The sequence below is a fragment of the Streptococcus sp. GMD4S genome (assembly GCF_000296955.1).
This window is the reverse complement of the sequence record NZ_AJRE01000049.1, coordinates 1-15,843: the sequence shown is the minus strand read 5'-3', so window position 1 is coordinate 15,843 and position 15,843 is coordinate 1. Positions and strand designations below refer to the sequence as shown.

At 42.9% G+C, this 15,843-nt stretch carries 4 protein-coding genes; all 4 read right to left on the bottom strand.

Features of this window, described 5'->3' with window-relative positions; all coding sequences use genetic code 11:
- Positions 1-283: 283 nt before the first annotated feature.
- A complete protein-coding gene (locus GMD4S_RS04935) occupies positions 284-5,791 on the bottom strand; it encodes a ZmpA/ZmpB/ZmpC family metallo-endopeptidase (RefSeq protein ID WP_000713082.1) in 5,508 nt (1,835 codons plus the stop codon).
- 233 nt (positions 5,792-6,024) lie between these two features.
- Positions 6,025-6,405, bottom strand: a complete 381-nt coding sequence (locus GMD4S_RS04930; protein WP_000849881.1) for a hypothetical protein — start codon at positions 6,403-6,405, stop codon at positions 6,025-6,027.
- A gap of 229 nt (positions 6,406-6,634) precedes the next feature.
- Complete coding sequence (locus tag GMD4S_RS04925; protein ID WP_237739125.1) at positions 6,635-13,060, bottom strand: ZmpA/ZmpB/ZmpC family metallo-endopeptidase; 6,426 nt, start codon at positions 13,058-13,060, stop codon at positions 6,635-6,637.
- 248 nt (positions 13,061-13,308) lie between these two features.
- Positions 13,309-15,843, bottom strand: a 2,535-nt coding sequence (locus GMD4S_RS04920; protein WP_000486008.1) for a ZmpA/ZmpB/ZmpC family metallo-endopeptidase, incomplete at its 5' end; no start/stop codon positions are given.

The window sequence follows — 15,843 nt, the reverse complement described above, 5'->3', positions numbered from 1 at the left end:
CTTTGAAGGATCTTTATAGATGATGGCACCAGTATAGGATAGCAAAAATCGTAGGACAGGTCCCAAAAGCAAGGTTATGCCTGCCACCATGCCCAGTCTCCAATTGAGTCGAACCAATCTATCTCTCTCCATAAAAACCTCCTTCTCTCGTAGCTATCATTCTACCATATTTGCTCCAGAAACAAAAGACCTTCTCCGTCACAAACAAATCGCCTACCTGCTTTCAGACATCCGAACATAAAAAGAGAAGATCTGTCGATCCTCCCTTTTCATTTTCCAACCCTTATTTCTTAAAAATAGAGGTTCTGAAGTCGTTTGTTTGGTCAAGATAAGCTTTAAAGATTGCTCTCTTCAACTTATGAACGGCACTATCATACTCTGGATTATAGTTGCTCCAACGAGGACTTACAGCATCCTTGAGAACAGCTTGATCCATGAGGGCTTGCAATTCACTCACTTGATTGATGGTCTTGGTCCCATAGCTTGGCCATGGTTTTGTCGGATCTTTAAAGGTCACTTGTTTCAAGTTTTCAAACTGATCCACACGTTCTTTATACATGGCTTTCTTAAAGGCAGCCCAAGATGCATACTTGCCTTCAAATACCTTGTCCAATACAAGTTTATCGGTCACCAATCCTCGTTCTTTCCCATAGAGATTGATAGTTTGACCTTTTTGTTTGGCAGCTTCTTCGTATTGATTTGAGATATAAGGTACCATTCCATCCTTAAAGCCTTTGGCAGCCAAAAGTTCGTAAGCAATCCTACGCCCCATAAGGTCCCCTGGCGTGCCTTTCTCACTGCTGAGAGCTGAAAAGATTGGGGCAAAGAGTTTAATGGTATAGTAGCCATTTCGTTCATAGTCGCCAGTCTGGTACTCACGAGCTGATAAGATGTTGTGGTCAATCAAACTTTCAAAACTATTCAAGTTTTGGGCCTCTGCTTCTGTCAATTCTTTGACTACGTTAGTGGCGTAAACCTCATTTCCATCTGCTGGATCTTTCACATACTTGTTCTCAATTTTTCTGAGAGCCGCCATTTTCTGGTAAACATTCAGTTTGTTGACGATTGATTGTCCTTCGAGATATTCCAACATGTAGATGAGGTCAAACATGTTGTGGACATAGCTCTGAAGATCTGATGCGTTTTGGAATCTCTCTGTCGGATCCAAGACTTGCAGACGGGAGCCCTCTGCACTATCTGATTTTGAGTGTCTCAAGATAGAATTGATGGTAATGGTTGCGTCACTTGGTTGGTCAGGGGCTTGCAATAAACCTTTTGCAAAGAACTCTGGTCCCAAGCCACTTCTTCGACCATAGCCGCCAAGGTAGATATCCTGATCGGAATCATGGGTCATTTCATGGGTATATGTAATGGCGCCATCCTTGTCCAACATACGGTAAGACATATAGTAGACGCCATCACCTGTTGCGTAGGCTCCATGCTGGTTGTGAACTACCTTATTGCCAACTGGTCCAAAGAAGTTTTTCATGGCTGGATTGGAACTATCAAACTTAGCCTCCAATGTAGCTTTTCCTGAGGTTGTGTCATCACCAAATTTATAGGCATCATAAAGCAAGATGGTACGATAGAGTTTTTCACGTCCCTCATTATCTAAAATGCGATACCAATAATCGTAGTGATCTCGCTGACGTTTGGCTGTTTCACGCGCATTTTCTTCAACAAAGTCATTGAGAGCCTTGCCCGCTTTATGGTCACTATTTCGGTAGCGATCATAGGCTCCAAATCCTAGACTAGACATGGTCGAGATGACAAATACTGATTTCTCTGGCAAGGTTAGGAGAGGCAAGACCATATTGCGGTATTTCCATGTGGCACTCGTGATGCGGTCATAAACACCGACAGAGTACTTGGTGCCAGCTAATCCTTGCTTCGCTTTCACCTCTTCGATAGTGGATTTTTCTTCAACGATGTAAGCCTTAGTCTCTGATTTAAACCAGTCATTGTTGCTTGTGGTTGGTAGAAAGACTTTTCGGTAATTTTCTAGCGTGCTAAATAAATCTGTTGTTCCATGCTGGTTGGCAAGACTGATACCATAAGTATCGACATTATTCTTAGCTAGAAGATTGTTAAAGCCAGATTTACCTAACTCAATAAGAGTGTCCAGTGGTGAAGCATTTCCCTTACCAAAGAAGTCCAGATGGTACAGAACCAGGTCTTTGACGTTTACTTGACCATAGCTGAAGTTGTACCAACGTTCCAGATAGGTCAAGCCAAGTAGCAAGGCTTCCTTGTTGCGTTTGATTTTATCTACAAGATAACCCTTGGTGACTGGGTTAGCACCGGCAAGTCCAGCATCAGCTGACAAGAGTTTTTTCAAACTGTCTTCCAAATGTTGTTTTGTTTTGGCGAACTGGTCTTCTAGATAGAGCTCAGTCTGCTCGACTTTTGGAGAAATACCGAGTGTCTTTCTGATGGCTTCTGAATGATAGTCAATCTTTTGTAAGTCAGGTAAGACTTGCTTGATGATGGAAGATTGGTCATACAGGAATTGGTTTGGCGTATAGAGAAGTCCAGTATCGCCTAGACTATATTCTGCTAATTTGGCGAAATCATCCTGGTACTTGAGATTAAGCTTCTCAGAAGAATGGTCCTTGTAGTGAAGCAAGAGTTTGTTTGCAGTCTCTTTGTTGGAAACAATGTCTGTGATGACTTGGTTATCCTTCATCATAACTGCTGACAAGAGTTCTTTTTGATATAACAGACTGTTCTCATTGACCAGATTTCCGTATTTGACGATGGTTGCCTTGTTGTAGAAAGGTAGCAATTTTTCAATGTTCTTATAAGCCAAGGCGCGCTTAGCTTGATAATGGGCTACCTTAGAAAAATCACTGTCTTTCTTGCCACTTGTTGAGAGGGGTTCCACTGTTGGTAGAGTGAGAGGATTGATGGCTGCTTTCTTGCTTTCAATCTGGGAAGCATCTAGCATTGTTCCTCTTTCTTCAAAGGATTCCTTGCTGACGACCTCATCCTTGACTAAGGTGACATTGTAGACTCTGTTTGCCTTGCTGCTGAATGTGTCCTTCACCTTCATTCCATTATAGTGGTAACCGGTAATGGCATTTCCGTTGGTTACATTGACATCACTGAGAACATTGGTCAATCTTCCAGCATGCTGTTCCTCATTAGTTTTTCGATCCCACAAATAGCCTGCTACTCCCGCGACTCTACCAAAGTGCTTGGCATTGTTAATATCGCCTTCAGCATAGCTATCTTGGATTTGTGCATCCTGATCTACTAGACCTGCAAGACCAGCCACTGTCTGATCTGAACTATTTGTGTTGGATGAAATGGCTACTGTCGCTTTTGACTTAGTAAGTAAAGCCTTGTCACCTGTCAAATGACCGACCAGACCACCGATATTATAGGCAGCAGTCGTCTCATACGTGTTGATAATTCTTCCCTTGAAACTGCTCTCTGTGATGCTTGATTGCTCAGCCTTTGCCAGCAAACCACCGATACCACGTTCACCGGCGAGAACACCATCAACGTGAACTTGCTGAATCTTTGTGCCATTCTGAGCTTCATAGGACAATGCACCGATATCATCTTTCCCTGAAATGGAGACATTTTTCAGACTCAATTTTTCTACTGTGGCACTACTCAAAGTTTCAAACAGTGGTTTTTTCAAGTTGTAAATAGCATACTGCTTGCCATCTTTTTCACCGATCAACTGACCAGTAAAGGTACCCTTGATGTAGGATTTAGCTTCAGGCTCTAACTCCACTTCGTTGGCATTCAAACTAGCTGCTAAATGATAGGTTCCAGAGAGATTCTGGTTGATAGCTTTGACTAGGTTGCTAAAGGAAGTAAAGGTTGTCGTTTCCTCTCTAGCCTTCTTAGCTAGGTAGAAGGTGAAATTATCAACATATTTATTTTCTAGCTCTTGCTGGAGTTTCTCAGCCTTGGCTGTGATTTTATAAACTGGCTGCCCATTTTTTATTTCTGCCGTTATTGAAGCGACTGGTAAATAGACATCTTTAAATGACGAGGATTTAACCTTGACAAAGTAAGTGTCTGGATTACTTGGGACACCGTCTAAAGAAACGTGTTGTTTGTAAGTACCATTGGTCTGACTATACAACTCCAGATCCGAAACATTTCTTAGCTCAAGCGTCTTCTCTGGGTCTTTTTCTTTTGGTTTTTCTGTCGGAGTTTCCGGTTTTACTTGCTCGGTATTGCCAGTATATTCTGGAAGAGGAGCGACTTGTTCCGGTTCAACGATGGCTCCTGCTTGCTCACCTTTATATTCTGGTAAGGAAGATTGAGTCTCAGGTTCCACTATCGCACCTGATTGAGTATCTGTATATTCTGGTTTTTCAGCTATCTCAGGGTCAACAATCGCTCCTGCTTGAGTTCCTGTATATTCTGGTGTTGGTGGCACCTGTTCAGGCTCTACGATTGCTCCTGACTGCTCGCCTGTATAGGCTGGTTTGTCAGTCGTTTCTGGTTCCACCAAAGCCCCAGACTGGACACCCCCAACCTCTGGCTCAACTTGTTCTGGCTCGACGATAGCACCAGCTTGGGTTCCCTGATACTCAGGTAGCGGAGCGACTTGTTCGGGTTCAACAACTGCTCCAGCTTGGGTGCCTGTATATTCTGGTTTTTCAGCTGTCTCTGGGGCTACAACCGCTCCCGCTTGCTCGCCTGTATATTCTGGTAATGGAGCCTGAGTCTCAGGCTCTCCTTTTCTTGCAGACTGAGGTGCTTCACTTGCAGCTACTGCCTTCTTAGTCCCTTTCTCTACTATACGTGGCAAGGCTTCTTCTACCTTAGTTGAGAGAACTTCCCTAGAAATTTCTTGGTTTTCAACCGTGAAAATGCGAACAAGTTCAATCTTCTTCCCAGCACGACCTTCTTGTTTGACATGGATGGTTCCCTCTGCTAGATCTGGATTTTCCTGCACCACTTCTGAAACATCTAGTTTGGTTACAATCTCTTGGTCTTTGTATAAGAGCTCTGGTTTGTTCACGCGACCAGCCAAGACTTCGTCTTGAGGATCTACACTAGCAATACCAGACGGCTTTTTATTAGATAAATCTTGAGAAGGGATTGTCTTGTCTGCAGGGCTTGTTGAAGACGGAGCTTTCTGCTCATCTCCTGCCTTTTGTCCACCTTCGTTGGCTTGGAAATGAGGTTGAACTGTATAGTCAAGTTTCTGATCCCTAGCAGCAGTTTCTTGCTGATTAATCTCTTTGTCTTGCTTAATATAGCCTAGATAAGTATAACCTGATAAGGCACGTGGCAAAGGCAGACTATCTCCTTGGGATAATTGGTATTCCTGATTGTACTGGAGCAAAAGTTGATTTTCAATAGCCTGAACTGAAGAAGCCAAACCACTGCCCATCCCTGTTACCAAAATCACATTCAAGAGGGCTTTCTTTTTGCCTTTCTTTTTCGATACGACAAAAATAAGAAGGCCAATTGAAGCTAGGGCTCCACCAGTTAAAACACTAGTAAGGCTATTCTGCCCACCTGTATTGGGCAACTGACCTAGTTGGGCTTTCTCATCCATACGGTAGACTAGATAATAGGTGCTCTCACTATCTTCCGCAATCTTCGGAATATCCTTGACAATCAAGTCCTTCTCTTGCCCACTCAGCTCCGTATCCGTCACATATTTGTAGTGAACAGCTACATTTTCTTGAGCAAATACGGTTCCACTACTCGCAATGGACACAAAAAATAGGCTTGAAATCGAAGCTGACACAAGTCCAATTGCTAATTTTCGTAAGGAGAAACGATGCTGCTTCTCTCCAAAAAACTTTTTCATTTTAAATCCTCTCAACTTTTACCTTCTATCAAGAAAATAACTAGCATTATATTTTGATATAGGTATTTCACATCCACCATTATACTATAAAAATACTTCCTTGTCTCCAATAAATGCTTTAGATTTCACGAATGTCAAAGCTTATTTATCTTGTAAAATTTATCCGTCGTTGATGACAAAAAAAGAAGGCTAAGCGCCTTCTCTTATTTGAAAATATTCCTAACAAAAAGTCATTATTCTTGAATCTCGAACTTTTTCAAAAGTCCAAAATAGAGGGATCCACCAATGATTGTCAGAATTCCTCCTACCCAGCCCAAGAATGGGATCAATCCAACAGAACCACCCACGATAAACAAAACAGACGGTGCAGGGGTCACACGCTCATCGTCCTTGTAATAGACAATAGACACAATTCCTAAAACCAAGACAGCAATTTTTACCAATGCCAAAATGATTGAAAAAATCGTCAATATACCAACTGTTGCATCAGAGTCCTCCGTCGCTGCAGCAGCCCCGACAGCTATCATAAACATAACAAGAGGTGCCAACAGCAAGACGATACCTGAAATAAGACCAAAAATCGCATTTACGCGAGCAAGTGCTTTTGTTTTCATCCGAATCTCCTTAAAAAAATTTTACAACTATCATTTTATCATATTTTCATGAAAAACAAAAGAAATTTCGAAACGAGTATACTAGATGATGAATGTTTTCCAATTTCTCTCCAGATATTTAGAGTAAGAAATATGTCCTGTATCAATTTATTTGTAAATTCATTCGTTTTTGTACTAAGCAAGCCATTCACCTAAAAAAGAAGATCACTTGGATCTTCTTTTTTCGTGTCTATCTTTCAAAGATGGACTGTCTGAAGTCGTCTGTGGCACGTAGATAAGCGTTGAAAATACGATACTTGAGTTGGGCGACACTGCTCTTAGAGCTGTCTGATAAGGCACGATCAATGTTCTTAGCTGAGGCATCCGCTAGTACTGCTAAGTACATATAATCTTGTAATTCCTCATAAGAAGAAATCGTAATTTGTCGTTTGCTATCTAGTTTTCCTGCTTCAAACTCGATAGTGATAGGGCGAAGGAAGTTTTGAGCCTTGTTGTATCGCTCATTCAACATGGCTTTCTTCAAATCCTTCCATGATTCATACTGGCTACCATAGAGATTTTTGAAAACCAAATCATCTCCAACTACTCCGACATCTCCTCTGTTCCAGATTGAGTAGGTCTTATGACCTTCTTTAAGCGCTTGGCCAGCGTATTGGCCAGATACATATGGGACAAATCCTTGTTGGTAACCCTTGTCTCCGAGCAATTCATAAGCTCTACGGCGGAACATAAGTCCCCCAGGTGCACCAGTTGGATTGTCCAGAGCTGCATAGAAGGAAGCAAACATATTGATGACATAGTAGCCATTTCGTCCAAAGTTAGCTCTATCCCAACCATCGCGACGACCAATGATATTATGATCAACCAAATCATCAACAGATTTTAGTTTGGCTGCTTCTTCGGCAGTTATAGGGACAATTCGATCATCAGCGTGAGCTTGTTTACCATAAGAAGTTTTTTCAAAGTTATAATTTTCAGCCTTACGGTACCATTTCATTTTCTGTTGATCAGTTAGAACTCCAGTAACAATATCCCCTTCTACATAATCCAGAAGGTTCAGTACGTCAAAAACTCCATGCATGTAGTCGCGAAGAGCATCTGCTGAGGAGAATCGAGCAACAGGATCATAGGTATGGTAACGTGTGGTCGAATCTTTATCTCCTTGATAGAAGCTATTAAGTACGAGACCTTTTTCGCTAACATTGGTTACAGACTCTAACATCCCTGTAGCAAAACTCTCAGGTCCTTCACCCTCACGACGACCATGTCCTTCAAAATAGATAGAACCATCCGAGTTGTGGGTCATTTCATGGGTATAGACCATGGTTCCAGAAGCTCCCAGCATCTGGTCATAGACATAGAAGACTTCATAACCATTTGCAAAGGCTCCTAGTCCATTGTCTCCGTGATACTTGCCAGCAGGGCCAAAGAAATTATACATAGCAACAGAGGTCTTATCATTACGAGGAGCCCAATATTGCTGGCCTTTATCATTATAAAGAAAGAAACCGTCTGTAACGATCACCCGTCTGAATAGAGTGTCTTTCCTGTTTGGACTTAAAATGTTGTACCACATGTCATAGTGGTTTCGTTGCCATTCAGCTGATTGATCCACAAGTTTTTCAACGTGTCGATGGAGTTCCTCGCCTGAGAGAACTCTACCACCTTCTTTCCTGTAGCCTCCAAAGCTACCAAAGGCAATAGTCGACATATTGCTGATGATATAGACATCTCTTTCAGGTAAGGTCAGAAGTTGGAGGACCATTTGCTTGAAGCCCCAATCTCCCTGAGTCAGTCTGTCGTAGACCTTGATTGTATACTTACTCTTACGATCTGCATTGTCTTGCTTAGCCTGAATTTCTGGCAGACTTGAACGAGCTTCTACGATATAAGCCTTAGTATTTTCCTTGAACCACTCACTGTTGGTTTTATTTGGCAAGAAGAGTTCACGCAGACTTTCTAAGTAAGCAAAGAGGTCTCCTTTGCCTTTTTCCTTGGCTAGGGATTGTCGGTAAGCATTGAAGTTGTTTTGCGCTCGAAGATTGCCCATTCCAGAGTTCCCGAGAGCGATGATAGTATCCAGTGTCGAAGCTGCTTGATTGCCAAAGAAATCAAACTTATAGGCACTAAGATCTTTGGTATTGAACGTTCCATAGTTGACATTGTACCATCGGTTGAGATAGGTCAGACCAAGCATGAAGGCCTCTTTGTTCTGCAGAATTTTTTGGCTAATCGCATCCGCTACGGCAGGGCCTAGGGTGTTGATCGACTTGTCAACTGAAAGTACCTTGAGGAGCTCCTGACCTAGTTCAGCTTTGATTTGTTCAAAGGCTTTTTCCAGATAAAGATCATCTAAGGAAGCTGTTTCACCAATCCCTAATACTTTACGCACTGCAGCCGAGTCATAGGTCACAGATTTGAGTTCATCCAAGACACTCTCTTTAATAGACTGGTAGTCAGATAGGAAGACTTCTGGCGTATAGAGCAAATTCTTATCAGCGATGCTATATTCAGCAATCTGGCCATTGGCAAAATCACCCTTGTAGGTCAGATCAAGATAAGCGATCGTCTTATCTGCATAATGCAGCATCAGTCTATTGATTTCACCCTTATGGCTGTTGACATCTGTTATCAGTGTCTCATCTTTCATCGGAACCACATCTAGCAGGGCTACTTTGTTGAGTTTATCATCTTCAGCTAATTGGTTAGCTGTATGAACGATGAAGTCTTTGTTGTAGAATGGTAATAGTTTTTCTACATTTTCGTAGGCTTGCTTTCTGGACTCCTGAGCTCCCCTCACTCGACTATAGTCTGTTTGATGCTGGTAAGCTTGCTGCAATGGCTCTTGGTCCGTCAAGTTCGAAGTGATTCTAAAGGACTGACGTTTGGCTTGCGCATCGGCCTCTGAAATAGAACGGACAAAACGCTCATCTTTTCGATTTGCTGTAGTTCCTTCAAGAACATAAGAGTCCCGAACAGAAGCCTCAGGATAGGGATCTCCTGTCATCGCATGACCATTTTGAACCTTGACACTGGTCAAGACATTTCGGACCTGTCCATTGTTCCAAGTAGACCCGATTGCTCCACCGACTTGGCCAGAATGACCTCCATTCTGGATAGAACCACTCACATAAGAAGTTTCTAATCTAGCTCCATTTTGCAAGCGACCAATCAAGCCTCCAACACGCTGGTCTCCGTTTCTACCCGTTACTTGGATAGATACATCTGCCTGACTCTTCTGCGCCAGTGATTGGTTGCCGTGGAAATTACCGACCAGGCCACCAATATTGTACTCCTGCCCTCCATCTTGGGTGCTGGTGATGGATCCTTTAAAGGCAACATTGGTTAGTTTTGTGTTTTGGGCAACTCCTACGAGTCCACCGATATGCTTGTTCCCAGATAGACTACCACTTACAGAAACATCCGTAATCGTTGCGTTCTGAGCGTTGCTAGCCAAGGCCCCTATAGAATCCTTGCCTGTAACTGCAGTCGATTTCAAGGTCAGTTGCTGGATGGTGGCATTTTTCAAGGTTGCAAAGAGTGGTTTTGCCAAGTTGTAGATGGTATAATCTTTGCCATCCACTCGGCTAGTTAGGCTACCTGAAAATTCTTCTGGTACATAGCTTGTCGCAGACTGTTCCAACTGGAGTTCATCTGCTGAAACATCCGCTCCTAATGTGAAGTTTCCAGTCGGGTTTGACTTCATGGCCTCTACGAGCGCTTTGAAGGACGTATAGACACCTTCTTGACTAAGAGGCGTTTTCGGCAGTTCAAAAGAGTAATCTGGACGATAATGATCCCCTTCTCCCTCGACGAGCTGATTAGCTGATACCGTTACGGAATAGGCATTGCCCTTATCTGTAATCTTAGTAACAGGTAAGAGCATATCCTTGAACTTGTCTGACTGAATGCGGACATAGTAGTTGTCCAAATCAGACGGCACTTCCGACAGGGATAGGTAACGTCGGTAGCGACTACCATCTTTACCGTACAGTTCGATACGATCAATATCTTTGATTTCAACCTTCTTATAATCTAGCTGAACTGGACGTTGATCCTCTATACTAGTTTGTTCCCCTTGACCCAGGTCATATTTCATGACAGTTTTGAGGGTATAAGGAGTATAGTAGTCCAAGTCATCAAGCGTCAATTTTTGAGTGAGATCCACAAGGTCGACTTCCTTAATTAACGTTTCACCCTTGTATAGCTGCACTTTGGCTGATTGATAGCTAGCTGTAGCATCCGTCAAGTGATAGCTAAGAGAAACTTGGCGTTTGTCTTCTTCCTTCTCGACACGGACTAGAGAGAGGGTTGGTTTTCTCTTGACACCATCCAGAGCTTGACGAGCGGCCTCGAGATCCGTCCGAACTTGATCGACCAAGGCTTGATTGGCGAAAGGATTGTCCAAAACGAGCTTGGCCTGATCTAGAGCACGGCGATAGCGGAGTTTGGTTTGTTCATCAGCATACTGGTAAGCAACTGTAGACTGAGTCACATCCTTCATGTCAAATTCAACTCCAAGAGTTTTCTTATCAACAGGTTGGCCGTCTAAATTATTCTTAGCAGTTTCAAGGGCTTTTTTCAAAGAATCAACCTGTTCTTGACTAGCATGAGATGCCTCAAAGAGAGCTTGGGCATTTGCGACTGCCTGTTTATAAGACTCTTGATCTGCAGTGGTATCATTGAAATACTGATGCGTTTTCTGAATGCTATCGGCCTCCTCCACTAATTGGTGTAAGGGTTCGAGGTCGAGAGTTCCTTTTTCTGGTTCCACAGGAGCGTGATCCACATTTGTAGAAATTGGTTTTGTACCGACTTTGATAATCTGAGGAACTGCTTCTTTTGTGATAGTGTTAGAGATTTCCTCTGTATTTTCGACTTTTCCATCTACTAAATACTGACGAGTCACAATCGTACGGACACCATCTTGACCAGCTTGGCTAACTTCCCTTTGCCCCAAAGGCAGGTCTGCACTTTCCACTTCCTTAGTTGGATAGGGTTCGGCCACTGTTGTGGTAACGTCCTTTTCTTCAACGTTTAAGCTTGGAACTTCATTTACAGGAGCGTCTGTTGGTTTCTCGCTAACAGGAGCTGTTCCGACCGTTACGATCTCTGAGACCGCTGGAGTCGTCACTTCGTTGGAGATTTCCTGGCTTCTCTCTACTTTGCCATCTACTATGTACTGACGGGTGACAATCGTACGGACGCCATCTTGACCAGCTTGGGTTATCTTGGTCTGGCCAACTGGTAAGCTATCACTCTCTACTCGTTCTCGAGTGTAGGGTTCTGCTACCGTCGTAGTAACATCCTTTTCCTCAACCTCTAGACTTGGAACTTCATTTACAGGAGCGTCTGTTGGTTTCTCGCTAACAGGGCCTGTTCCAACTGTTACGATTTCTGAGACCGCTGGAGTCGTCACTTCGTTAGAGAGTTCCTGGCTTCTCTCTACTTTTCCATCTACCATGTACTGACGGGTGACGATTGTACGCACGCCATCTTGACCAGCTTGAGTTATCTTGATTTGGCCAACTGGCAAGCTATCACTCTCTACTCGTTCTCGAGTGTAGGGTTCAGCCACTGTTGTGGTAACATCTTTTTCTTCAACGTTTAAGCTTGGAACTTCATTTATTGGAGCGTCTGTTGGTTTCTCGCTAACGGACTCCCCTGGGCTTGGTTTTGTAGGAGAAGGGATCTTGCTTCCGACTTTTCTAATCTCAGAAGTCGGCTCAGTCGTTACCTGATTGGAAACCTCCTCTGTATGGATCACCTGACCATTTAAAAAGTAGCTGCGGGTCACGATGGTACGACTACCATTTTTCCCTGCCTGAATCACCTCAGTTTGACCTTGCGGCAAATCATCCGCCTCTACTTCCACCACTTGGAAAGGAATAATCTCTGTACGACTGGTATCTTTACTATCAACCTTTAACTCTGGTTGTTCAAATACAGGAGCATCACTTGGTTTCTGAGAACGATACTCTTCCTGCGCTTGGCTTCCGTTCGAAGTTTGGACTGGAGTATCAATAGGAGCCGAATGATTCAACTCTTTCTTGCCATCAACTGGAGAGTTTACTTCTTTTTGAGATTTCAAATACCCTACATATTGGTAGCCTTCAATCGTAAGTGGGGATTGCAATGTTTCCCCGACCTGTACAGTCAATTCCTGATTATAGTCTGCCAGCATTTGATTTGTCAAAGCCAAGGAAGTTGGCGCAATCAGCTGACTTCCTAGACTGGTCAAAAGCATGAATGAAGCAAGTTTCTTGCGATCATCTCTGCCCAGTTTAATCGCTACGACCAGTAGCACAATGCCTGCCCCTGCTGCAATTGAGCTAATGAGTTGGCTGTGACCAGTTGCAGGCAGCTGTCTCGTCGGACGATAAATCAAATAGTAAGTATCATCTGTTTCCTCAGCAAACTGTGGCAATTCTTTGACTACCAATTGCTTTTCTTGGTCCGTGAGCTCACTTTCTGTCACATACTTATAGTGAATCTGTTTTGTGACGGATGGCGTCTGTTCACTGGCTGCTACACTTGCAAGAGAACCTCCTCCACTAAAAAGGTAGAAAACCCCTACCAAAGCAGAAACTAAACCAACCGAAACTTTTCTCAATGAAAAACGTTGGTGCTTTTCTCCTAAATAACTTCTTTTCATTTCTAATCTTTCCTTCATCATGATTTGAATCCCCTCTATTCTACCGAAATTTACTAGATTATTCAATTTATTTGCTATAAATAATAGCCACAAAAAACTGCTAATCTTTTCAGTTCATTTACGCTGTCAAAATCCTTATCTTATCAGGTCTTGAATGCACAAACAAGATCATGGAGAAACCACAGAAAAATTCCTAGGTAGCCTTAAACCTAGGAATTTTCAAATTTTAATCAAACAGAATCGTTTCCTTATTTCTTGAAAATAGACTGTCTGAAGTCGTCTGTCTCACGAAGATAAGCATTGTAAATCTTCTTCTTGAGCAGGTTAACCCAGCTAGCTTCGACACGGCTAGTAGCATTGGTAATGTTGCGTACATCCTCTGCCACGGCTGCGTCCATCAACTGCTGCATCTCTGCATAAGAACGAATGGTTACTTTCTTGGTACTGTTTGGATTTTTAAGCTCGTACTCAATGGTGATTGGCTTCAGCTTGGTCAGCTGATCAATTCGCTCCTTGTACATGGCCTTCTTGAAGGCTGCCCAAGAGGTGTATTCACCTTTAAATACATTTTCCAAGACTTTCTGGTCAGTCACGAGACCAACATCTCTTCCAGACCATCCGTCCCACGTTTTCTTCCCTTCATCAAAGGCTTCCTGAGAGTACTGACCAGAAACATAAGGGACAAATCCTTCATGGTAGCCTTTGGCTGCCAGTAATTCATAGGCTGTGCGACGGAACATAACGTCACCTGGCGCTCCATTTGGATTGCTCAAGGCTGAGTAAATTGGTGAGAAGAGGCTGAGACTGAGGTAGCCATTTCGACCATATTTCCCACTTTCCTTATTCTCCCGACGAGTGATCACATCATTTTCAATGAGAGAGTTAAAGGTCTTTAATTGCTTGATTTCTTCAGCAGTGAAGCTTCTCGTCTGGTTACCAGCATGAGTCTCCTTACCATACTTATCTGTAATATAGTAATTCTCCATCTTTCTGAACCACTGAAGTTTCGCATCATCACTCTGCTTCAGCATAGAGGTACCTTCTAGATAATCCAAGGTGTAGATCATGTCAAACATACCATGGACATAGTGTTGAAGGTCTGCTGCATTTTGAACACGTTCCTTGAAATTATAGGTATGCATACGTGTCTTAGAATCCTTGTCCACCTTGAAGAGAGTATTGAGCGTAATAGTTGGTTCATCTGGGCTTGGCGAAGACTGCAAGAGTCCGCGAGCATAGAGTTCCGCACCTAGTCCCTCACGACGACCATATCCTTCAAAGTAAATAGCACCGTCAGAGTTATGGGTCATCTCATGCGTGTAAACTGAGTTACCATAGTCTTCCAACAATTTAGCAGCATCAAAGTGGGTTACACTACCCGTAGCATAGGCATTATAGCCCTTGCTTGGATACCACTTGCCAGCAGGTCCGAAGAACTCCTGCATAGCTAGAGATTTTTTATCATTAGCTGGAGCCCAATATTTTTGACCATTCTTGTCAACCAATGAGAATCCGTCATAAACCAGAACAGAACGGAAGAGCTTGTCCTTGCTTTCTGGACTCAGAATCTTATACCAGAAATCATAGTGGTCGCGCTGGTATTCAGCTGTTTTTCTCACTCTGTCTTCAACATATTCAATTAGTTCTGCGTCTGTTCGCACCCTGTTATTGGCATCCAGGCGGTAGCGATCATAAGCTCCCATGGAGATGGTAGACATATTGGAGATAGCATAGACACCTTTCTCTGTCATGGTCAAGAGTGGCAGGAGCATGCCCTTGTGTTCCCAATTATCTGCAGTAATCTTATCATAAACACCGACAGAGTACTTGCTCTTGCCCTCAGCTGCGTCCTGAAGCTGTCTCGCTTCTGCTACATCGGACTTAGCCTCAACGATGTAGGCTTTTGTATTGGTCTTGAGCCATTCATTATTGGTCTTGTATGGCAGGAAGAGCTGACGGTAGCCTTCAAGGTAATTGAAGAGTCCTCGCTTGCCAGTTGCTTCAGAGAGCGAATTATCATATGCTGTATAGTTGTTCTTAGCCTTGAGATTCTCAAGTCCTGATTTCCCTAAAGCAATGATTGTATCAAGAACCGAAACGTCATTTTTACCGTAGAAATCCATCTTGTAAGCCGATAGGTCCTTAACATTAAAGTTGTCATAGTTGATATTATACCAACGGTTAAGGTAAGTCAGACCCAATAGGAAAGCTTCTTTATCAGCAAGAATCTTCTTAACAAGATAATCCTTAACTACTTCACCTTCAGTATTGATAGCCTTATCCATAGCTAGCACTTTGCGAAGCTCACCTGATAGCTTGCTTTTCACTTGCGTAAATGCAGTATCTAAGTATAGTTCATCCAAAGAAGTATCTGCTGCTACTCCGAGAGCTGTTCGCATAGCTGGCGAATCAAGAACGACCTTATTCAGCTCTGGCAACACTTGATTTAGAATGCTAGTATAATCTGATACAAAGGCTTCTGGAGTATAAAGAAGGTCTAATCCCTTCATCCTATACTCAGCAATGCCTCGATTTACGAAATCTCCCTGATAAGATATTTCTAGGTAGTCAATAGTATTGTCCATGTAGTGAAGCATCAAACGATTGATTGCTGTTTTATTGCTATGGATATCAGTGATAATCTGGTCACCCTTCATCGGAACAACATCCAGTAGGTACTCCTTATTCAACTTATGCTCTTTCGGAATCTTGTTCGCAAACGAAACAATGGTTTCTTTATTGTAGAAAGGAAGCAGTTTCTCCATATTTGCATAAGAATATCC

What these genes read in the sequence shown, in the direction of transcription:
- GMD4S_RS04925 (WP_237739125.1), bottom strand. Translation starts at nt 13,060, where the DNA reads ATGAAAAGAAGTTATTTAGGAGAAAAGCACCAACGTTTTTCATTGAGA.
- GMD4S_RS04930 (WP_000849881.1), bottom strand. Translation starts at nt 6,405, where the DNA reads ATGAAAACAAAAGCACTTGCTCGCGTAAATGCGATTTTTGGTCTTATT.
- GMD4S_RS04935 (WP_000713082.1), bottom strand. Translation starts at nt 5,791, where the DNA reads ATGAAAAAGTTTTTTGGAGAGAAGCAGCATCGTTTCTCCTTACGAAAA.